Here is a 19,684-nt window from a genome sequence, read left to right on the forward strand (position 1 = left end):
ATTTCGTTAAGTATTTTTAAAATTACTAATATATGGTAAGGTGAATTCGTGAAATATTATACTTAAATTAAAGAGGTATTTATGTTTAACAAGGAGGTTATTTAAATCACTTTACATCATTTCTTAGGGGCAAATATAGAACTTCCTATTGGTACTTTTGGTAGGAACCCAACATATAAAACTCTGTCAGAATTGGGAATAAAAGGGATAAATTTAGATAAGTATTTGAAGAAGAATAATGGTTCGAAGCTCGTTACGGTCTATGAAACAGAAGAAGATTCAAGTGGAATTAATGTTTCTAATTTAGATTCTGGGTATGAACCAGTAAGAGATAAATTTACTACACCTTTCATATATGAAGTAGAAGGATACTTACACAATAACAATACAGCAAGTCATCGTAAATCTATCAAGGCACTTTTTAATTTTATTGATGTTCACTTATTAGAAGGGGATTTAATTGAAATATATTCTTGTTGGGATCGACATGAGGGTAAAGAGAAAGATGACAGTAAAGATGTAGTTATTAACCTCAGCACATTCCAATTTGGAAAACATTTAAAGCTAAAAGACATAAATCATCTTTGCGAAACATTCTTTTTAGAAGATAAGCAATATGTGTTGGTAAAGAAGTAAAAGAGATTACACTATTTAAGTAACTGTTGCTTTAATACAATAAGGGACTACAAATAATAGTAGTTTTTTCACTCAAGGAGTAGAATAGTTTAATAAATGAGAGATATCTAGGTCTTTTTTAAAGGGGGAATTTGTTCTGAGGGAAAATAAACTAGCTCTGTATTTCAATATGATTTTGGGTACAATCGGCACCTTACTTATTGCCTTAGCAGCAATGAGGTATCTAGTTAAAGAAAATGATAATTTAGGATACCCAATTATACTTTTTGGTTTTATATTAACGATGGGTTATATAAATTACTTAGAGAAAAGAGCAGAAATAAGTAAAAAATTGACTTGGATTAGAGTTATTGTATGTATAATTTTATTTATTTCTTTTTCGTATTTCTTATATTTCTAGTTATTCCTCGTTCAATTAAACTACCTAATAGTTGTCAATAATCTTCACTAAAATCTTCTCATTTTGGCTTAATCTTGGTAGTCTAGTACTTGGAATAATTGCTTGGATACTTCCAGCCATTAGTATCTTGAGATATGAAAAGCGCTCTGGAAATTGGGTTATCTTATCTATTTTAAGTCTTAGTGCTTGTTCTATTTCACTGTTTTTTCAGATTTGCAGTTTCTATGAAAACGGAAAGGCTGAGGCTTGGATTGCTCTTATGGTTACAATGAGTGTTATCGCATCTATTCCAGCAATTCTTCTTGGTACAGTCATATTAAATGCTATTACATTGTATCTGTACCGTAATAAAACAGCGTAAGATTCGCAGGGATTAGGTTGTAAGAAAAAATCCTTCTGCATGAAGGATTTTTTTCTTATTCTGCTTCTGCATCGATTGTAAGATTTTCACCTTTTTCATGACTGGATTCTTCATGCCCTGGGCCAAATAAGTTCAAGATTACTACTCCAGCAAGTATCAGTGTTATTCCTGCAATGCTTGCCATGTTCATTTTTTCTTTCCAGATTAAAACGGAAATAATTGCAGTAGCAACAAGCCCAAGCCCTGACCATATTGCATACGCAGTATTTAAAGGAATTGTTTTAAGTGATAGTGATAAGAAGAAAAAGCAGCTGACAAAGGCAGCAATTAACCCTAATGTAGGGTAAAGCTTTGAAAATCCTTCAGACGCTTTTAGCAGAGAAGAACCAATAAGTTCCCCAATAATTGCGAGTGCTAAATACAGGTAAGCCATTTTAATCCTCCTCTATCATGTTAATTAGTTCACGATAAACATTTGTTTGCAATTCCTTATTTAATGGCTGCATTCCAAATATTTCGGAAAACCACAAACCATCTATTGATAATCTGGCAATTGTTGTTTTGATTGGATCAACCCCATCATTTACTAGCTTTGTAAGTAAATTATCATATTCTCGCCGGAATTCATTTAATAAATCCGGATTAAAAAACATTGCAGCCATTATTGCAGAATTCATAAGTTTATTGTTATCAAAATCAGAATAGGTAGATTGAACATAGGCCCTAATCCATTTTCCCAGCTCTTTTTTATCATTTTTAGCCATTGTTATAATGCTTTCGAAATAATTACTTTTCCAATCCTCCACCATCCCTTTGATTAACGCTTCCTTACTGGGGTAATGGTATAATAACCCACCTTTACTTACTCCTGCTCTATGGGCGACCGCCTCTAATGTGAGTTTCACAACACCTTCTTCTTTTACAATTTCAGCAGCAGCAATCAATAAGTTTTTTTTCTTATTCGTCCTTTTTGAAGTAGGCATAGTGACCTCCGTAATTTTTATATCTTTTACTATACCGTCTGGACGGTATTTTAGTCAATCAAATCATTTCCTATGCAGTAGCACTGTATAGGAAATGATTGGAGCAGTTTAGCAATATAGGATTATGGTAAAATTGGAAAGGATAGGATACTTGTGCTCATGAAAGTATTCAAAAGGAATTGGATAAAGGAATGCTAGATTTCAAATGCAAATATGAAAGATGCGAAATTTAGCCTCGTACGATTGGTTTCTATTTTTGAAAATAAATAGTAAAGGGGTAATTCTAATGGAAAAGGTAACACCATTTTTAATGTTTCAAGATGGAAAAGCAGAGGAAGCGATGAATTTTTATACATCTCTTATTGAGGATTCCAGGATTATAGAGATTGTGCGGTATGGCGCCAACGAAGCTGGGGAAGAAGGGACAGTGATGGCAGCGAAGTTCACGCTTAAAGGTCAAGAATTTATGTGCATTGACAGCAATGTAAAGCATCAGTTTTCCTTTACACCTTCGTTCTCCATATATGTTACTTGTGATACGGAAGAAGAACTTGACAATGTTTATCAACAACTTAAAGAAGGCGGACAAGAACTTATGCCTTTAGATGATTATGGTTTCAGTAAAAAATTTGGATGGATAAACGACCGTTTTAGGGTTTCATGGCAATTAGATCTACCTAAATAATATGTGATTAGCTTTATGTATAAAATTATCATTTGGAGGCTAAAAAAATGAAACAAATGCCATTCGAACCACCAACACCGTACTATAACGATAAAATCAAATCAATTGATGAACAAATATGTGACTTAATCAGACGGCGAAAGGATCTATCAAATAATGATCCTGGTTTTCCAACCAAGGAATTGATCACCAATTGGGCTGGAAAATACAATATGCACGAAGAATACTTAAATAGTGTTTTCAGTCATTTTTTAAGCGAGGAGATATATCGTCCTATCATAGAGCCGAAAGGGTTTCTTAAAACTATCCAAATTTTAAAGTCACTTGAAAAAAATGATTGTTTTTACACCGTAACTTTTATACGCCAATATAAAAACGCCAGTGTGATTCATTTTACGGTGGATACAGATATTTCCGATGAAGAACATGAGGCATTTCCGGAGCATAAGTTTTTCGAGCTTTCGATTGTTGGTGGTGAGATTGAATACGACTGCCGCAATGAAGGCGGCGGAGGCTCCGGCTGTCATACTGCATATACATTTGTTGTGTCACCACCTTTACCTGATGATGTTTCGGGATATGAATTACAGTTTTCCAAGTCTAAAATGTCTTATCATCAGAATTCAGGCGGTTCAACATTTGTTATAAGCATAAAATAGTGAACATAATAGGGGGCTGGTTGCTCCCTAAAAGCAGTTATCCACAATCTCTGGATAACCTGTTAATATATTAGAAAATTTACTAAAAATCAACAATTCACAATTCCTCCATGTCATATATTTCGCTTTAATGGGAAATATTATTCCATCCCCTAATAATAAGAATATACCATCTGTAAAACATGGATATGGTGAACAGTACTTTATCAAAATTTGTCGATATTCCCCGGGAAATAATTCTGGAAATGAAAAACAAATATCTCCGAAGACTCACATTCTCCCCCCTTTGTGAGCAATCGAAAAAATCCAAGCATAATTAAAAATATGGTCAATATAATTTAGAAGGTGATGTAGTTCCTCTGCACTATCGGACAAGATTCATCCATCACTGAAAAGGAAACAGCTTTGAATATGGCTCGCAATCTGTTTCATAGGAAGAATGAATGAGGGAAAGGAGGCCTTTCTTTTATGAAAAAGAAGCGGCAGATATAGAGCTGTTTCAGGCTTTTCCTATTGTATAGATAAAAGGGGGAAAAGAAGTTGAAAAAATTATTTACTGGCAGAATGATGGTGTTATTTGTCGTGATGCTTATGGTTGCCTTTGTGGCTGCTTGTTCATCAAATGATGATCAAGATGATACAAATGAAAAGCCAGAAGAGCAGACAGACTCGGGAAAACCTTCCGGTGACGACGCAGACGGTGCCATTTCAGGAGACTTAGAAATTCAGTATTTTGTTGGTGGCTATGGTGATGCTTGGTGGAAGAAAGTTATTGCAGATTTTAAAGAGAAATACCCAGACGTCAACATAATTGAGCATGCTGGTCCAAATATTAACGAGGAAATGCGGAGTCGCTGGGTTTCCAATGATCCACCAGATGTCGTATACATTGATGGAGCCGGATCCAGCGAAACACAAATGGTGGAAGATGGTCAGTTGATGAATTTAACTGAATGGGTAGAAGGTATTGAGCTAGAGGGCGGCGACAAGTTAATGGATAGTTTCATTGTTGAGCCAGGCACATTTGACGGCGAAATTTATTCCTTGCCGCTAGTTTTTGATACATGGGGTACATGGTATGACAGAGCATTGTTTGAAAAAAAGGGTTATGAAGTGCCAACAGATTTTGAAAGCTTAATGGATTCGATGGCAGAGATTAAAGAAGCGGAAGGAATCGACCCTTATGTAACAAGTGGACAGCACCCATATTACTTCCTGCGCGGAGCACTTTATCCGGCATTTGGTGCAGCAGGTGGAGAGGAATTGCTGGCTGATCTAATCACTGGTGCAGAAGGTGCTTGGATAAGTGAACCGGTGTTAGAGGTTATGAAGCGCGTAGAAAGAATGCAGCAGGAAGGAATGTTTGACTCAGGACTTGGTGCATTAAACCATACCCAATCACAAATGAATTTCTTGCTGCATGAAAATGCCTTTATTCCAGTCGGGTTCTGGCTGCCAAACGAAATGGCAAACGATATCCCGGAAGGTTTTGATTTTGGCTTTATTCCTTCCCCGATGCAGGCTGAGGATGAGAGCTATGCAATTGTACCAGACCTTCGTCCATTAGCAATTGCCGAGGAGGCGGAGAATCCGGAGGCGGCAAAAGCATTCGTGGAATTTGCATTTACACGTGAATATGCGATGTCATTCTCCGAGCATACGGGTGCCATGATGAATATTACTGGCGTGGACTTAACGCAAAACGAAAATGTTCCTGCATATCTAACGGAAGCAAATGCAATGATTAATGATCCAGACCAAGTGACGATTTATAATAAGCCACATCCAATGAGTGCTGATTTAGAGGTCCCTGTTGGAAATGCACTTATGTCACTCATGCTTGGAAATATGACTGCAGAGGAATTTGTTCAAGAAGCAGAAAAAGCTGCAGCTGAATATCGCGGCAGTAATTAAATAGTTATCTATCAGCAGGGGTTCTGAATCTCCTGCTGATAGATTTATTGGATTCTATTAAAAAGGCGGGAGGTGGATTAAGTGGTACAGTCTAAAAAACAAAAGTATTTGTTCCTAGCTTTTTGTTTAATTCCGACCTTTATCTTATTTGCTGTGTTTACCTTATATCCATTGTTTAGCGGGTTGTATTATTCCTTCTTTGATTGGTCGGGATCTTCGCAAAACAAGGAGTTTATTGGGTTGGCCAACTACATAAAATTAGCAAAGGATGCAATTATCCCAAATACCATTATGCATGATTATTTTCTGGTCGTAACGAAAGTAATTGGGATTATGATTCTAGCACTGTTTTTTGCAGTTGCTTTAACCCAGTTAAAAATTAAAGAAGCACCTTTCTACCGAATTGTATTTTTCTTTCCTAACATTATGTCTGTTGTCGTTATTGGAATCCTATGGACATTTATTTATAATCCTAGTCTTGGATTGATTAACTCCGGCCTGGAATTTATCGGCTTGGAAAGCTTGGCAAAGCCATGGCTCGGCGATGAAACATGGGCGCTGCCAAGTCTTGTGCTCCCTTCCATCTGGGCTGGGATTGGTTTATTTATGCTCATGCTGATTGGAGGGATTTCCAATATTTCCAAAAGCTATTATGAAGCAGCAGAAATTGATGGGGCAAGTGAGTGGCAGCAATTTTGGAAGGTCACACTGCCATTGATCTGGCCGCAAATTAAAATTTCAATTCTTTATATCGTCATTACAACGTTAAATGGATCGTTTATTATTGTCCAGGTAATGACGGGCGGCGGACCAAATAATGCAACACATGTAATGGGATCATACCTCTATCAGCAAGCATTTGTCCAATACAATTTTGGCTACGGGGCAACCATTGGCGTCATGATTTTAATTCTATCCCTGATAACCGTGCTTATTCTCCAGTTCTTTATGCGTCGCGATAAAATTGAATATTAGCGTCCTCATAAGCAGGATAGACGAGAGTTTTTGAATAGATTCTATACTAGCAGAAAAGGAGGAGTAGCTTGTGAAGCGGAGTGTCGGACAAATTCTGGGAAGAGCAGGAATTCGCATCCCGTTAATTCTCTGGACAATAGCTGTATTGTATCCGATTTTCTGGATGTTTCTTGGTTCGTTTAAATCAAATGCTGAAATCTACCGCAACCCATGGGGCTTTCCAGAGTCATTCAGCCTCGACAATTTTATGACAGCATGGACAAACTACAATATCGATACAAGTGTGTTTAATAGCTTAATGGTTACGGTTATTGGAACGGCTCTTACGTTAGTGCTCGCAATTCCAACCGCTTATGCAATTGAACGGATTCAGTTTCGCGGCAGCAAGGCGTTGTTTCTATTATATATTTCAGCGATGATGATTCCGATGGTATTAGGCTGGATTCCATTATTCTTTCTCTTAGCCGAACTTAATCTCTTGGACAATATTTATGGATTAGCAATCGTCTATGCGGTAAGCCAGCTTCCGTTTACGATATTTGTGTTAACGAGTTTTATTAGTACAATTCCGAAATCATTGGAAGAATCAGCTGCAATGGACGGTATGTCACCATATATGGTTTTATGGAAAATCATTACGCCATTAAGTATGTCCGGGATTATTACCGTTACGATTATGAATGCAATCCAATTCTGGAATGAATATTTTATGGCATTAATCTTTTTGAATACAAGTGATAACTATACCCTGGCATTGGCAATTGACTTTATTAGCAGTGAAGCACAATATACGAATGCATGGGGGACATTGTTTGCGAGCCTGGTGATTGCCATTATTCCAGTTATTGTTCTTTATGCGATTTTCCAAAGACGGATTGCGAAAGGTTTAACGGAAGGAGCAATTAAAGGATAACAGTGGAGTTTATAACAAAAAATAAACAGGATACGACAATCCATTACGGGTTGTTGTTTTTTTATGTAGAAAAACGGCATCTTTATTAGTCTTTCCAGCGTTTCTAATAAACGTCATTATGCTGAAAGTGTATGAAAACAGGCTTAATTTTATACATTATTAGGCTCATATCCATCCTCTTCGTCCAACCAATTTCCTATGCTATGCGTAATTTAATACTGTTATTCTGGGAATAAATATTCATTTTTATCAAATAATTCATTTTTTACATAATAGAACAACATTTTTAAATGGGGTTTGCTATTGTCTAGTTAATCTAAATTACTGCACGGTTTTAACACCACTGTATCAATCACGGAAGGAGTGGCAGGTTATATAGGAGGACAGGCTATTATTGATTCACTTTTTTACAAATAATTGGCAAGCACCTGGTTATAACGTGTTGAGGTGGAAAATCCTCTCTACGGTTTTAATGCTGCAATTGAACGGAATAAAGGAGGAGTAGGTGTGAAGTTAAAATACGTGTTAACCACTTTATCACTGACACTGCTTGTCGTCAGCATTCCCCTTTCCAGCTTGGCAAATCAGACAGGTGAAGCAGGAAACCATGACGCAATGATTCGGGAAATTATGGAGGATATGACGATAGAAGAGAAGGTTGGTCAGCTATTTATTGTACATGTCTATGGTAAAACACCGACAGATCCAGCTTACGAGTTGATGAACATTGCGAATAATCGTGGAGGGAAAGACTTTAAGGAGGTTATTGAAAACTATCATATTGGCGGTGTGATTTATTTTAACTGGACCGACAATATTGGAACACCACTTGATGTCGACCAAGTTAATGGATTATCAAATGGATTACAGGATATTGCGTTAGAACAAGACCAGGAAATTCCACTGTTTGTTTCCACAGACCAAGAGGGTGGGATTGTCCAGAGAGCAACGAGTCCTGCCACTGTCTTTCCAGGGAATATGGCACTTGGTGCGGCGAGACTGGATAATTATGCTGCACAAAGCGGAGGTATTCTCGGAAAGGAGCTGGATGCCCTTGGCATTAATATGAACTTTGCTCCAACAGTGGATGTCAATATGAATCCAGAAAATCCGGTAATTGGTGTTCGCTCTTTTGGTGAGGACCCGGATCGTGTGTCCCGTCTTGGAGTTGCGCAAATCGAGGCACTCCAGAAAGAAAATGTGATTGCAACGGCGAAGCATTTCCCGGGACATGGAGATACGGATGTTGATTCACATTATGGCCTGCCGATTATAGATCATGATTTGGAAACACTGCATGAAGTTGATTTGAAGCCTTTTAAGGATGCAATCGATGCAGGTGTAGATGCCATTATGACAGGACATATTGTTGTTCCAGCATTGGATGACTCCGGTCTTCCAGCTACTTTATCTGAACCAATCCTTACTGATTTATTACGTGATGAGATGGGATTTAAAGGTTTAATTATTACCGATAGCCTTGATATGTCTGGTGCAAATGTCTTGCCTCCCGAAGAAGTTCCAGTAGAGGCATTTAAAGCAGGAGCGGATATTCTATTAAATCCAGCAAATGTGGAGGAAGCTTATACGAGCATGCTTGAAGCTGTACAGTCTGGCGAAATTGGTGAGGAACGGTTAAATGAATCGGTTTATCGTATTCTACTGGCAAAAGCAGAAAAAGGCTTATTTGAAGATTCTTATGCAGAACCAGCGAATGTAGAAAATATCGGAACAGGAGCCAATTTGCAAACAGCTAAGGAGATCGCTGAAAAAAGCATCACGCTTGTTAAAAACGAGCAGGAAGCTTTGCCTGTATCCGATGGAGAAACAGTGCTTGTAACTGGGCCATCAGTCGCGAAGCCTGACCTGATAGCAGAATTATTCGATGAAAAAGGAATAAGTGGGGATAGCTTTGCAACGGCAACAAATCCGACAGCAGGGCAAATTGATCGTGCTGTGGAGCTTGCTGAAGCAGCGGACAAAGTGATTATCACGACCTACACGGCAAACACAAGTAGTCAGCAGCAAGCATTGGTTGAAGCATTGCAAGCTACTGGGAAGCCAATTATTGTATCTGCTCATCGGAATCCATATGATGTGATGGCCTTTCCAGATGTGGATGGATATGTGGCCAGCTACAGCTATTTAGATGTATCCATAGAGGCAGTTGCCGGTGTGCTGGCAGGTGAAATTAATCCATTTGGGAGCTTACCTGTCACAATCCCGGGGCACTATGAAATGGGAGATGGGCTGGACTATGTTGATATTCCACATAGTGCTGCTGGAATGAAGCAGCTTGTCGATCAATTGGATGAAGCTGGAGAAATATCGAATGAAGAAGCAGGCCGTGCACTGAAGCTGCACTTAACTGCAGTAGCCCAATATGAGGATCGCAAGCTGCCTGATAAGGTGGTTAAACATTTGGAAGGCTTTCGAAAACTGCTCGATCAGCAACAGGATAGTGAGGCAATTTCAAAGAAAGCTCATAGTTATTTAGATACAGAGGGATTGCGATTAATTGAACATTGGATAAAAAATTAAACAATAATCGTAAAACGAGCCGGGGAGGGATGCAGCTTGAGTTATTTTTTGCGAATTGGAGTGCGGCTATTTGCGCTTTTCTATCTGATTTTTTTGATCATACACCAGGTGCATTCCCCGACAACGGCTTTGTTTACCGATACCACCAAGGTTGCTGGAAATATAAAGGCGGGCAGCTATCAAGTGGAAGAGATGGAAACGAATGAAGAGACGAAGGAGGAGCAGGCTGAAACAGTTGAAGAAACAGCAGACAATGAAGAAGCAGTAGAAGCAGATGATTCAGAAGAAGAGAGAGCTGATACGGAGAACGAGCAAGGGGAAAATGAGGGGTCATCAACCGGAGCGGCTGAGTCAACAGAGAAAGAGGATGAGCAAGAAACGAACGATGAGGAATTAGAAAAGGAATCTGATGATGATGAAAAAGAATCAAAACAGGAAGAAGATATGAATGAAGATGAAATGGGAGAAGCAGTGAGCCCACCTGAGCAAGGGAGTGAATAGAACAAATGCGTATAAAAAGTATATTAAAAAAATGTACTAGCTTTCTATCAACTATTTTATTTATCGTCTTGTTATCTGTCCTTTTTCTCTCTCTTGCGTCTAAAGCAGCAGGGAATGAGGTAAATCTGTTTGGATACCAAGTAAAGTCTGTGCTGTCGGGTTCCATGGAGCCTGATATTCAAACAGGATCGCTTATCGCAATTCAAACAGGAGGGGAAGGAGAACGATTTCAGGAAAACGATGTGATTACATTTCAAACAGAAGAAGATGTATTGGTAACGCACCGAATTGTCGAAGTAAAGCATGACGGACAGCAATATGTGACGAAGGGCGATGCGAATAATGGGGTAGACCGAAATCCAGTGCTGGCAGAGAACATTGTCGGGCAATATACCGGGATTACGATTCCTTATTTAGGCTATGTCATGAATTTTACCAGCTCACGCGAAGGTGCAGCATTACTGTTTATTTTTCCAGGCATCCTATTGATTGGCTATTCCTTGATTACGATAAGAAGCACGTTAAAAGAAGTGAAACAGCTCATGAATGAAAAAGAAATCCGAGCATAATCAGAACAAAAATTAGAGGAGGAATTCGGGATGAATATTAAAAAAAAATTAGGGACAGGTATTATTTCGGCAGTGCTTGGTTTAACACTGGTTGGTGGAGGAACGTTTGCTTATTTTAGTGATACGGAAACAACGAACAATACATTTGCTGCAGGGACATTAGATTTAGCGGTGAATCCGACACAAATTATTGAGGTGGATAATATCAAACCAGGTGATTCCATGATTCGCGACTTTGAACTACAAAACAATGGAACATTGGATATCGATAAGGTGCTGTTAGAAACAGAATATACGGTGAATGATGCGTCGGGTGATAATACAGAGGACTTTGGCGAGCATATCCAAGTAGAATTTCTTTATAATGCAGACAAATTGGATGAGGTAATTTATGAAACGACGCTTGCAGAGCTAAAGTCGCTGACACCAGAGGCTGTAAATGAGAATGTCTTTTATCCGCTGCTTGGTGAAAATGGTTTGCAGGTTGACTCCATTGATGACTTAGTCGTTAAATTTAACTTTGTTGATAATGGAGAAGACCAAAATCAATTTCAAGGGGATTCCTTGAATTTGGAATGGACATTTACTGCCACACAAACAGCTGGTGAAGATAAGTAGTGAATGACGACCTCTATTAAGGGAGACGAGATGAAATGAAGAATCGGTTACTGATGGTAATAACCATTTTAATGACGATTGTTTTATTATTTCCTCATGCGGAATTAAGCAATGCGTCCATTGCAGAATCAATAGTAGTTGAAGCAGACCGTGCCCAGATGCTCCAGCAGCCGCTGGATGATTTGGATGATGAAATAGAAGAAGCCTTGGCGGATAAGGTAATGCCTGGAGCTGTTGTATTAATTGCTAGAGATGGAGAAATCGTCAAGCACCAGGCATACGGATATGCAGCACGTTACACGGACGATCAATTTACCGAGATGGATAATCCTGTTCATATGCAGGAAGAAACCATCTTTGATGTGGCCTCTATATCGAAGTTATTTACTGCAACAGCAATTATGCAATTATGGGACCAGGGTGAATTTGAATTGGACGATCCTGTTTATTGGTATATTCCTGAATTTGCTGCACAAGACAAGGAGGATGTAACGATCCGCCATCTCCTGACACATACGTCCGGGTTTAGGCCGAGCACGACAGAACCGATTCATGAAATGGAAGGAACACGTGAAGAGCTGTTAGATTTTGTATTAAACGAGCCATTACAAAATACACCAGGTACAGCTTATTTATATAGCGATGTTGATTATATTACGTTGGGTGTATTAATCGAACGCGTTAGTGGCGAGCGGCAGGATGACTTTGTGAGAGAGTTTATTACAGAGCCTTTAAACATGACGGATACGATGTATGCTCCATCAGCTGATTTACAGAACCGTATTGCGGCTACGGAATATCAGCCGTGGACGAATCGCGGGATTGTTTGGGGAAGTGTGCATGATGAAAAGGCTTGGGCGCTTGATGGAGTAGCTGGACATGCTGGGGTATTCAGCAGTGCGCCAGATCTTGCTGTCTTCGCCGAGATGATGCTGAATAAAGGGAACCATGAAGGAACTCAAATTCTTTCAGAGGAAGCTGTCGAGCTGATGAATACGAATTGGAATGAAGCATTTCCAGGCCAGGATCAAGGACTTGGCTGGGAACTTAATCAAGAATGGTATATGGATGATCTGGCAGAGTTGAATACGATGGGGCATACCGGCTATACCGGAACGTCGATTGTCGTTAGTCCAAATAAAAAATCGGTTACAATCCTGCTGACTAATCGCGTCCATCCGACACGTGATACGGTCTCAACGAACACGATTCGCAAAAAAGCAGCAGAAAAGACGGCAGACTCCATTCATGCATGGAATGCAGCAGGGATGCAAATGATGGTGGAGCGGCTTGATGAAAGAGGTGCATTTAATCTGTCATCTGATGCCCATGCTCTCCAGCTGCATTTAACAGCAATTGAGCAATTTGAAAATAAAGGAGACCAAGCAAAGGTCATAAAGCATTTAGAAGGCTTGCAGCAATTAATTGATTATCTTTTCATACATGAGGGAATTGACAATGCGACATATGATGATTTACAACGAACAGCAGATTATTTACTAGGAAAATGGCAGTAATTTTATCGTGCAGCAAGGAAGTTGCTTTCTTGCTGCATGCATTTTTTTCAATATAATGTTCGTGCTTATGCTGTCTGGTGTGCTATATGGATGTGGATAAGGGGAAATGCTGATGTTTATAGGAAATCTGATATTCAAGGGAGTAATGCTGGAATTCACAATTAGCAGTGCGTGCAATGGGTGTTTGATTACAAAAGGAGGAATAACATGAACGGCAAACAAAAATTATTATCTATTTTCATGGTCTTATTACTATTCTTTAGCGTATGTATCCCTGTTTCTTTAGCTGATGCAGTTGATCCAGATGATAATACGGGATACGAGCCGGAAAACCCGGGTATTTTAGATGAACAAACCGATGAGGGTGACAAGGGGATGGTGGTTACTGCACATCCTCTAGCTTCTGAGGTTGGGGCAGATGTTCTAAGACGGGGTGGCAATGCAGTGGATGCTGCAGTAGCCATTCAATTTGCTTTAAATGTTGCAGAACCAATGATGTCGGGTATTGGTGGCGGCGGCTTTTTCATGTATTATGATGCCCAAACTGAGGATATATCGATTATTAATAGCAGAGAGCGGGCTCCTCAAGGGGCAACGCCGGATATGTTTTTAGATAAAGAGAATATTGTAACAGATCCAGGAAAATTTCATCTAGGTGCAATTGATATGAATCCAGATGGTGAGGATAAGCAATTTCATATTGGTGAAGTGAATGTTACCGATCTTGACGGATCAGATGAGGAAGCGACAGTTTTTGACTATGATTTTACTGGTGAAGCTGGGGAGCCATGGAATCCTGATAAGTTTTCCATACTTGAACGTGGAACAACTTTTCAGCTGGATGAAGATGGCGGTTTAATTAACTTTGGACCTCCAACTGGCAGTAATTCATCTTCTTATGGTCAAACAACAGCTGTGATGGACGAGGTTGAGGATAGTGAGCTTTTCATTCGCTTCCGTACCGACGATCCCGACGATGACCGACGTTTGCGTTTATGGCTGCGATCTGATGAATACCGTTCTACTGGAACAACCTATGTCAAAAATGGCTACGGGGTTGAAATTAATACGAAGACAAAGGAAATAAGATTAATTCAATCAAAGGATTCAACGAGCTCAACACTTGCTACATTTCCATATGAGGAAACAACCGATTGGCAATCGCTGCGTTTCCGTGTTGAAGGCGATGAATTAAAGGTTCGCTTATGGGAGGATGAATCTGAAGAGCCAGATGACTGGAATATCGAAACCTTTGCTGGTTCGGTAATTCCATTTTCAGAAAGGGTACAAAGTGGTAACTCTGTTGGTGTTCCGGGTACATTAAAAGGATTGGAAGAAGCTTTGGATAAATGGGGAACAATGGAGCTTGGTGAATTGATTCAGCCTTCAATAGACATGGCTGAGGAAGGAATCGAGGTTAATTGGGTTTTAGCAAATGCTATCGCAGGTAACCAAAGTAAATTAGAGCGTACAGCAGCAAAAGATGTGTTTCTTCCAGATGGTGAGCCATTAGAAGAAGGAGAGACTTTAGTGCAGGAAGATTTAGCGAAAACATTTAAGCTGATACGCGATCAAGGGACAGATGTTTTTTACAACGGGGAAATTGGTGAAGCATTAGCGGAAGCTGTTCAGGAATTTGATGGCAGCATGGTAAAAGAGGATTTAAGGAATTACGACGTGACCGAAGATGAAGCAGTTTGGGGAGATTATCTTGGCTATGATATTGCTTCCATGCCGCCACCAAGCTCTGGGGGATTAACGATGCTGCAGCTCTTAAAAATGTTTGAGCAGCTTGATCTCGCTGGACATGATATCAAATCACCGGAGAAATACCATTTCATGGCCGAAGCGATGCATCTTGCTTATGCCGATCGAGGAGCATACATGGGTGATCCGGAATATGTTGAAGTGCCAAGAGATGGTCTGCTTCATCCGGATTATGTGGCAGATCGGATTGAAACCATCTCACCTGATCATGCTAATGACAATGTACAACCAGGCGATCCGTGGGCGTATCAGGGAGGAAGTGCACCAACCATTGCCCAGCAGGTGGATGATAAACAAGAAGGACAAACAACCCATTATACGGTAGCAGACCAATGGGGAAATTTAGTCTCCAATACGACGACAATTGAACAGCTATTTGGCTCAGGCATTATGGTGCCGGAATATGGCATTGTACTGAATAATGAATTGACCGATTTTGATGCTGCTCCAGGCGGTGCAAATGAGGTGCAGCCAAATAAACGGCCGCTAAGCAGTATGACACCAACGATTGTGTTAAAAGATGGCGAGCCATTTATGACGGTTGGTTCTCCAGGTGGAGCAACGATTATAACGTCTGTCACGCAGACAATTGCTAATGTTATCGGCTATGGCATGCCAATAAAGGATGCAATTGAAGAGCCGCGTATATACAGTAATAGTTACCCAACAATACGCTGGGAGCATGGCATTTCGGATACTGTACGGCAACTGCTTGAAGAGAAGGGACACGCCTGGGAGGAAAGTCCAACAGAGATCGGAAATGTTAATAGCATTGTTTTAGATGAAGGGACGTTTATTGGAGCAGCAGACTCAACGAGAGAAGGCACTGCAATCGGTTTATCTGCAGAGGATTTCCTTAGCATTGATGGCTTAAAATCCCGTGTTGAGCAATTACAAGCAGATGATGAAATCTACGAAGAGCATGTTGCGCGATTGCTTCTTACCCACCTAACGACAGTAGGTCATTATGAGGAAAAGGAGAAAATGGATAAAGCTATCAAGCATCTGGAAGGATTTAAGCAGTTGTTAGATCAGCTAAAAGATGCAGACTCTATTTCGGAGCATGCCCATGAGACGCTGGGGAGCAGTGCAGAGGAGTTGCTTGATATGTGGCAGTAGCTAGCTGCTCGTTCTATTCCTTGTGCTTTAGCAGAGTGAGCAAATGCTGAAATTTAAAATTTGCAAATGAGGTTTAAGTCGGCATGCATTGAAATTAAAGATGGGATATCTAAAGGGGGGAAAGGCTGATGAAAAGGCTGTTCTTAATAACAATTACGCTATTAGTTGTGCTAGGATCGTTAACTGCAATTGCAGCCAATCGGCTCAATGCTGATGTGGGTGACGACAGTGAAAGGTCACTCAAGCTTGGGGTAGAGGTTTTGCTTGAGCAGCAAAAGGACCTGATTGAAGGAAAACGTGTCGGATTAATCACGAATCCAACAGGTGTGGATCAAGACCTAAATAGCATTGTTGATCGATTATTTCATGATCCGGATGTCGAGCTGACCGCTTTGTATGGACCTGAGCATGGCGTGCGTGGGGATGCACAAGCAGGTGATTATGTCGAATACTATATCGATGAACAGACAGGTTTACCAGTGTATAGCTTATATGGTGAAACAAGGAAACCGACGCCAGAAATGCTCGAGGATATCGATATTTTACTATTTGATATTCAAGATGCAGGGGCAAGATTCTACACGTATATCTACACAATGGCCTATGCGATGGAGGCTGCAGCAGAAAATGATATCGAATTTGTTGTACTCGATCGTCCGAATCCGTTAGGCGGCAATCATGTAGAAGGACCAGTACTTGATCCGGAATACGCTTCTTTTGTCGGGAATTACCCGATTCCGCTTAAGCATGGCATGACAGTTGGTGAGCTGGCATATTTGTTTAATGAGGAATTTGAAATTGGAGCAGATTTAACCGTTGTCGAAATGGATGGCTGGAAGCGCGGTATGTATTATGATGATACTGATTTGGAGTTTGTGCTGCCCTCACCGAATATGCCAACGTTAGATACGGCGCTTGTCTATCCTGGAGCAGCGCTGATTGAAGGGACGAATATTTCGGAAGGACGTGGTACGACAAAGCCATTTGAACTTATTGGTGCTCCGTTTGTAAATAGCACCGAGTACGCAGCGGCATTGAATGAGTTGGAATTGCCTGGTGTCACATTTCGAGCAGCATCATTTACGCCGACCTTTTCCAAACATAGTGGTGAATTAAGTCATGGCGTACAGATTCATGTTACGGATAAACGAGCATATGAGCCTGTGATTACAGGACTCTATATTGTAAAAACGTTGCATGACATGTACCCGGAAGACTTTGAATTCCGAGCAGAAAACAGCGCTGGCATCTCTTTCTTTGATAATCTCATCGGCAATGGCTGGATTCGTGAAGCGATTGAAAATGGGGATTCCGTAGAAGAAATGGCAGCTGCTTGGCACGAGGATCACCAGGCATTTAAAGAGGTTCGCAGAGAATACCTTCTTTACACGATGAACACGGAGCAATTGAAGCAAAACATCGGTTCTCTTCAACAATCCGGTGATATTGAAAAGGAAGCGGAACGTAAATTGCTCCTGCATCTTACAGCTGTCGAGCAATTTGAGGAGAAAAAGACTGCAGATAAGATTGCTAAGCATATGCAAGGTTTTCAGCTGCTTTTAGATCAGCATAAAGACGCATCGAGCATATCAGATAAAGCATATCAAGCATTGAGCAGTGATACGACGGATATGATTGCGCAGTGGGATTAGGAAGGATGGAAAAAGCCTCAGGGATTATTCCCTGAGGCTTAAAGCTTACTTGTTTTAAGACAAATGCTCAACCTGATTAAAATCCTCTATCCTCCATTTATCTCCTTCAAAATGAAGATTGCTAATGCAGGCGTTTAATAAAGTTGTTTTTCCTGAACCAATCTCCCCATCGGAATAGACAGACAGAATCGCGTTAATGACAGCTCCATGTGCTACAAGCAAAACACGTTTATCCGGGTAGTTTTGCTGAACCTGTTCAACCGCTGTGATGACACGTTTATTAAAGTCAGCTCGCTTTTCTTGGTTCGGGAAGCCATCAAGATGCTTTTCTCTTTCTGCATATGTCTTCCCCTCTCCATCGCCAAACGAACGCTCCTGAAAGTCAGTCATCTCGACCATTGGCAATTGCAATTTTGCATTAATAATCTCCGCTGTTTCCTTCGCTCTTTTCAGTGGACTATGTATAAGCACATCGTAATCAGCCGCATGTAAATAGGCTGCACATTGCTCTGCCTGCCTTCTGCCGGTGTCATTTAATGGAATATCGGTACTTCCCTGGATTCGTTTATTTAAATTCCAATCGGTTTCGCCATGGCGAATGAAACATATCCTTGTCAAATAAATCCACTCCTTATTTCATATCATAAAACAAATGCACCTGCGCATCCTAATAACAAAGGAGGAAGCACCATGCGAAAATTATGTTTAGCTTTTAGTATTGCATTTGTATTTGTTTCTAGTTATACCTTTCCATTACCTGAAGCAAATGCTGTGCCAAATGAAGGCGTCCCATCCTATGCGAAATGGGGAAAGGTTGCTGTTCAGGAAACAAAAGAAAAATACCCTTCTGCTCAAATTATTGACTACCTCCATGTCGGCAAGGAAACAACCGATGGTTCCACGGTTGAAAAATTTAAGCTATGGCTAAAAGGTGACACAAAAGAATTCGGTGTTTTTGTCAACATTGAAATTAACCCAGAGACAAATGAGGTCATCCAAATTACATTTGAAGAGACGGATCGATGAATTTTAAATCGGTCTGCCTTGCTATAAAGCTGATTGGAGAAAGCTGGATAAATTAGTTTCTTTTATTTTCAGCCCAATCACTTGCCAGTATCCCGTAAACAGCATGATCCACATAATGATCATAAAGCCATTCCGATTGTCTGAGGATACCCTCTTCCTTAAACCCTAATCGTTCTGGTATTGCACGGCTCTTTTTATTGGTAAAAGCAGCACGTATGTCGACGCGATTCAGCTGTGCCTCTGCAAAAGCATAATCCGTTAGTGCGCGGACAACATTGGTAATGATGCCATACCCCTGATAATCCTCACCAATCCAGTAGCCGATATAGCCAATCCGGTTCGTCCAGTCAAACGCATTAAAGCCAGCGACCCCAACTAGCTTATTTTGATAAAAAATACCACCAGTCATCCCTTTTTTAGCCTCATAGGATTGCAGTATATGTTCAATGAAGGCACTCGAATCATCCAGTTTTACATTCATATCCAGCCAAGGGAGCCATTCTCGCAAATAGCTGCGATTTTTATCAATGAGCTGAAACAATTGATTCGCATCCTCTAATTTCAGCTGCCGCAATGTAATATGCTCATCCACTTCGTATACAAACATGAAAAATCCCCCCCTATTCTATTCGTTATCATAGCATGAATTTAGTCAGAAAAAACGAAATATAGCTCTTCTTTTAAAGTTGATAACTAAAATAATAGTTCTCAGCAAGCACATTCTAGTTTATGATAAGTATGAATACTCCCACCACTTAATTCCCTTGGAAATTTGAAGTGTGGGTTTCTGAGGTATCGACCTTCTAGATGGCGATTAACCACCAGTGGAGTTGACACATTAGTGTGCT

Annotated in this window: 17 protein-coding genes and 1 pseudogene; 14 read left to right on the forward strand and 4 right to left on the reverse strand. The window is 40.2% G+C overall.

The window, feature by feature from the left end; all coding sequences use genetic code 11:
- The first annotated feature begins 105 nt into the window (after positions 1-105).
- Positions 106-636, forward strand: a complete 531-nt coding sequence (locus NSQ77_RS10635; RefSeq protein ID WP_339230984.1) for a hypothetical protein — start codon at positions 106-108, stop codon at positions 634-636.
- Positions 637-1,452: 816 nt separating this feature from the next.
- On the opposite strand, the gene NSQ77_RS10640 is transcribed toward NSQ77_RS10635, so the two are convergent.
- Entirely contained in the window at positions 1,453-1,830 is a 378-nt protein-coding gene (locus NSQ77_RS10640; protein ID WP_339230861.1) for a multidrug efflux SMR transporter, read from the reverse strand.
- 1 nt (position 1,831) lies between these two features.
- Positions 1,832-2,380, reverse strand: coding sequence for a TetR family transcriptional regulator (locus tag NSQ77_RS10645; protein ID WP_339230862.1), 549 nt, complete (start codon positions 2,378-2,380; stop codon positions 1,832-1,834).
- 286 nt (positions 2,381-2,666) lie between these two features.
- Between NSQ77_RS10645 and NSQ77_RS10650 the strand changes: the two genes are divergently transcribed.
- From NSQ77_RS10650 to NSQ77_RS10705, 12 genes and pseudogenes are all read left to right on the forward strand, one after another.
- Entirely contained in the window at positions 2,667-3,065 is a 399-nt protein-coding gene (locus NSQ77_RS10650) for a VOC family protein (protein WP_339230863.1), read from the forward strand.
- 47 nt (positions 3,066-3,112) lie between these two features.
- Complete coding sequence (locus tag NSQ77_RS10655; protein ID WP_339230864.1) at positions 3,113-3,724, forward strand: hypothetical protein; 612 nt, start codon at positions 3,113-3,115, stop codon at positions 3,722-3,724.
- Positions 3,725-4,288: 564 nt separating this feature from the next.
- A complete protein-coding gene (locus NSQ77_RS10660; protein WP_339230986.1) occupies positions 4,289-5,638 on the forward strand; it encodes an ABC transporter substrate-binding protein in 1,350 nt (449 codons plus the stop codon).
- A gap of 81 nt (positions 5,639-5,719) precedes the next feature.
- Positions 5,720-6,613, forward strand: a complete 894-nt coding sequence (locus tag NSQ77_RS10665) for a sugar ABC transporter permease (RefSeq protein ID WP_339230865.1) — start codon at positions 5,720-5,722, stop codon at positions 6,611-6,613.
- 70 nt (positions 6,614-6,683) lie between these two features.
- Positions 6,684-7,526 carry a carbohydrate ABC transporter permease gene (locus tag NSQ77_RS10670; protein WP_339230866.1) on the forward strand — a complete coding sequence of 281 codons (843 nt, stop codon included), beginning with the start codon at positions 6,684-6,686 and terminating at the stop codon, positions 7,524-7,526.
- Positions 7,527-8,033: 507 nt separating this feature from the next.
- Entirely contained in the window at positions 8,034-10,067 is a 2,034-nt protein-coding gene (locus tag NSQ77_RS10675) for a glycoside hydrolase family 3 protein (RefSeq protein ID WP_339230867.1), read from the forward strand.
- A gap of 36 nt (positions 10,068-10,103) precedes the next feature.
- Positions 10,104-10,568: a hypothetical protein gene (locus tag NSQ77_RS10680; protein ID WP_339230868.1), complete on the forward strand. Its 465-nt coding sequence runs from the start codon at positions 10,104-10,106 to the stop codon at positions 10,566-10,568.
- Between the two features lie 5 nt (positions 10,569-10,573).
- Complete coding sequence (locus NSQ77_RS10685; RefSeq protein WP_339230869.1) at positions 10,574-11,137, forward strand: signal peptidase I; 564 nt, start codon at positions 10,574-10,576, stop codon at positions 11,135-11,137.
- 30 nt (positions 11,138-11,167) lie between these two features.
- Positions 11,168-11,755, forward strand: coding sequence for a CalY family protein (locus NSQ77_RS10690; protein WP_339230870.1), 588 nt, complete (start codon positions 11,168-11,170; stop codon positions 11,753-11,755).
- A 35-nt stretch (positions 11,756-11,790) separates the two neighbouring features.
- Positions 11,791-13,272, forward strand: a complete 1,482-nt coding sequence (locus NSQ77_RS10695) for a serine hydrolase domain-containing protein (RefSeq protein WP_339230871.1) — start codon at positions 11,791-11,793, stop codon at positions 13,270-13,272.
- A gap of 207 nt (positions 13,273-13,479) precedes the next feature.
- The gene (gene ggt / locus NSQ77_RS10700; protein WP_339230872.1) at positions 13,480-16,158 is read left to right on the forward strand and encodes a gamma-glutamyltransferase; all 2,679 of its coding nucleotides are present in this window, start codon (positions 13,480-13,482) and stop codon (positions 16,156-16,158) included.
- 128 nt (positions 16,159-16,286) lie between these two features.
- Positions 16,287-17,546, forward strand: a pseudogene (locus tag NSQ77_RS10705) (DUF1343 domain-containing protein); the annotation flags it as partial.
- Between the two features lie 318 nt (positions 17,547-17,864).
- Here NSQ77_RS10705 and NSQ77_RS10710 read toward each other — a convergent pair.
- Positions 17,865-18,428 carry a histidine phosphatase family protein gene (locus NSQ77_RS10710; RefSeq protein ID WP_339230873.1) on the reverse strand — a complete coding sequence of 188 codons (564 nt, stop codon included), beginning with the start codon at positions 18,426-18,428 and terminating at the stop codon, positions 17,865-17,867.
- A 72-nt stretch (positions 18,429-18,500) separates the two neighbouring features.
- On the opposite strand from NSQ77_RS10710, the gene NSQ77_RS10715 reads away from it, so the two are divergent.
- Entirely contained in the window at positions 18,501-18,836 is a 336-nt protein-coding gene (locus tag NSQ77_RS10715) for a DUF3889 domain-containing protein (RefSeq protein WP_339230874.1), read from the forward strand.
- 52 nt (positions 18,837-18,888) lie between these two features.
- Here NSQ77_RS10715 and NSQ77_RS10720 read toward each other — a convergent pair whose 3' ends face one another.
- A complete protein-coding gene (locus tag NSQ77_RS10720) occupies positions 18,889-19,443 on the reverse strand; it encodes a GNAT family protein (protein ID WP_339230875.1) in 555 nt (184 codons plus the stop codon).
- Positions 19,444-19,684 lie beyond the last annotated feature (241 nt).

It is taken from the genome of Oceanobacillus sp. FSL K6-2867, assembly GCF_037963145.1.
In the GTDB taxonomy this organism is placed as follows: Bacteria; Bacillota; Bacilli; order Bacillales; family Amphibacillaceae; genus Oceanobacillus.

Coding starts and splice junctions, on each gene's coding strand:
- NSQ77_RS10685 (WP_339230869.1), top strand. CDS start 10,574: ATGCGTATAAAAAGTATATTAAAAAAATGTACTAGCTTTCTATCAACT.
- NSQ77_RS10695 (WP_339230871.1), top strand. CDS start 11,791: ATGAAGAATCGGTTACTGATGGTAATAACCATTTTAATGACGATTGTT.
- NSQ77_RS10720 (WP_339230875.1), bottom strand. CDS start 19,443: ATGTTTGTATACGAAGTGGATGAGCATATTACATTGCGGCAGCTGAAA.
- NSQ77_RS10645 (WP_339230862.1), bottom strand. CDS start 2,380: ATGCCTACTTCAAAAAGGACGAATAAGAAAAAAAACTTATTGATTGCT.
- NSQ77_RS10660 (WP_339230986.1), top strand. CDS start 4,289: ATGATGGTGTTATTTGTCGTGATGCTTATGGTTGCCTTTGTGGCTGCT.
- NSQ77_RS10690 (WP_339230870.1), top strand. CDS start 11,168: ATGAATATTAAAAAAAAATTAGGGACAGGTATTATTTCGGCAGTGCTT.
- ggt (WP_339230872.1), top strand. CDS start 13,480: ATGAACGGCAAACAAAAATTATTATCTATTTTCATGGTCTTATTACTA.
- NSQ77_RS10715 (WP_339230874.1), top strand. CDS start 18,501: ATGCGAAAATTATGTTTAGCTTTTAGTATTGCATTTGTATTTGTTTCT.
- NSQ77_RS10655 (WP_339230864.1), top strand. CDS start 3,113: ATGAAACAAATGCCATTCGAACCACCAACACCGTACTATAACGATAAA.
- NSQ77_RS10640 (WP_339230861.1), bottom strand. CDS start 1,830: ATGGCTTACCTGTATTTAGCACTCGCAATTATTGGGGAACTTATTGGT.
- NSQ77_RS10650 (WP_339230863.1), top strand. CDS start 2,667: ATGGAAAAGGTAACACCATTTTTAATGTTTCAAGATGGAAAAGCAGAG.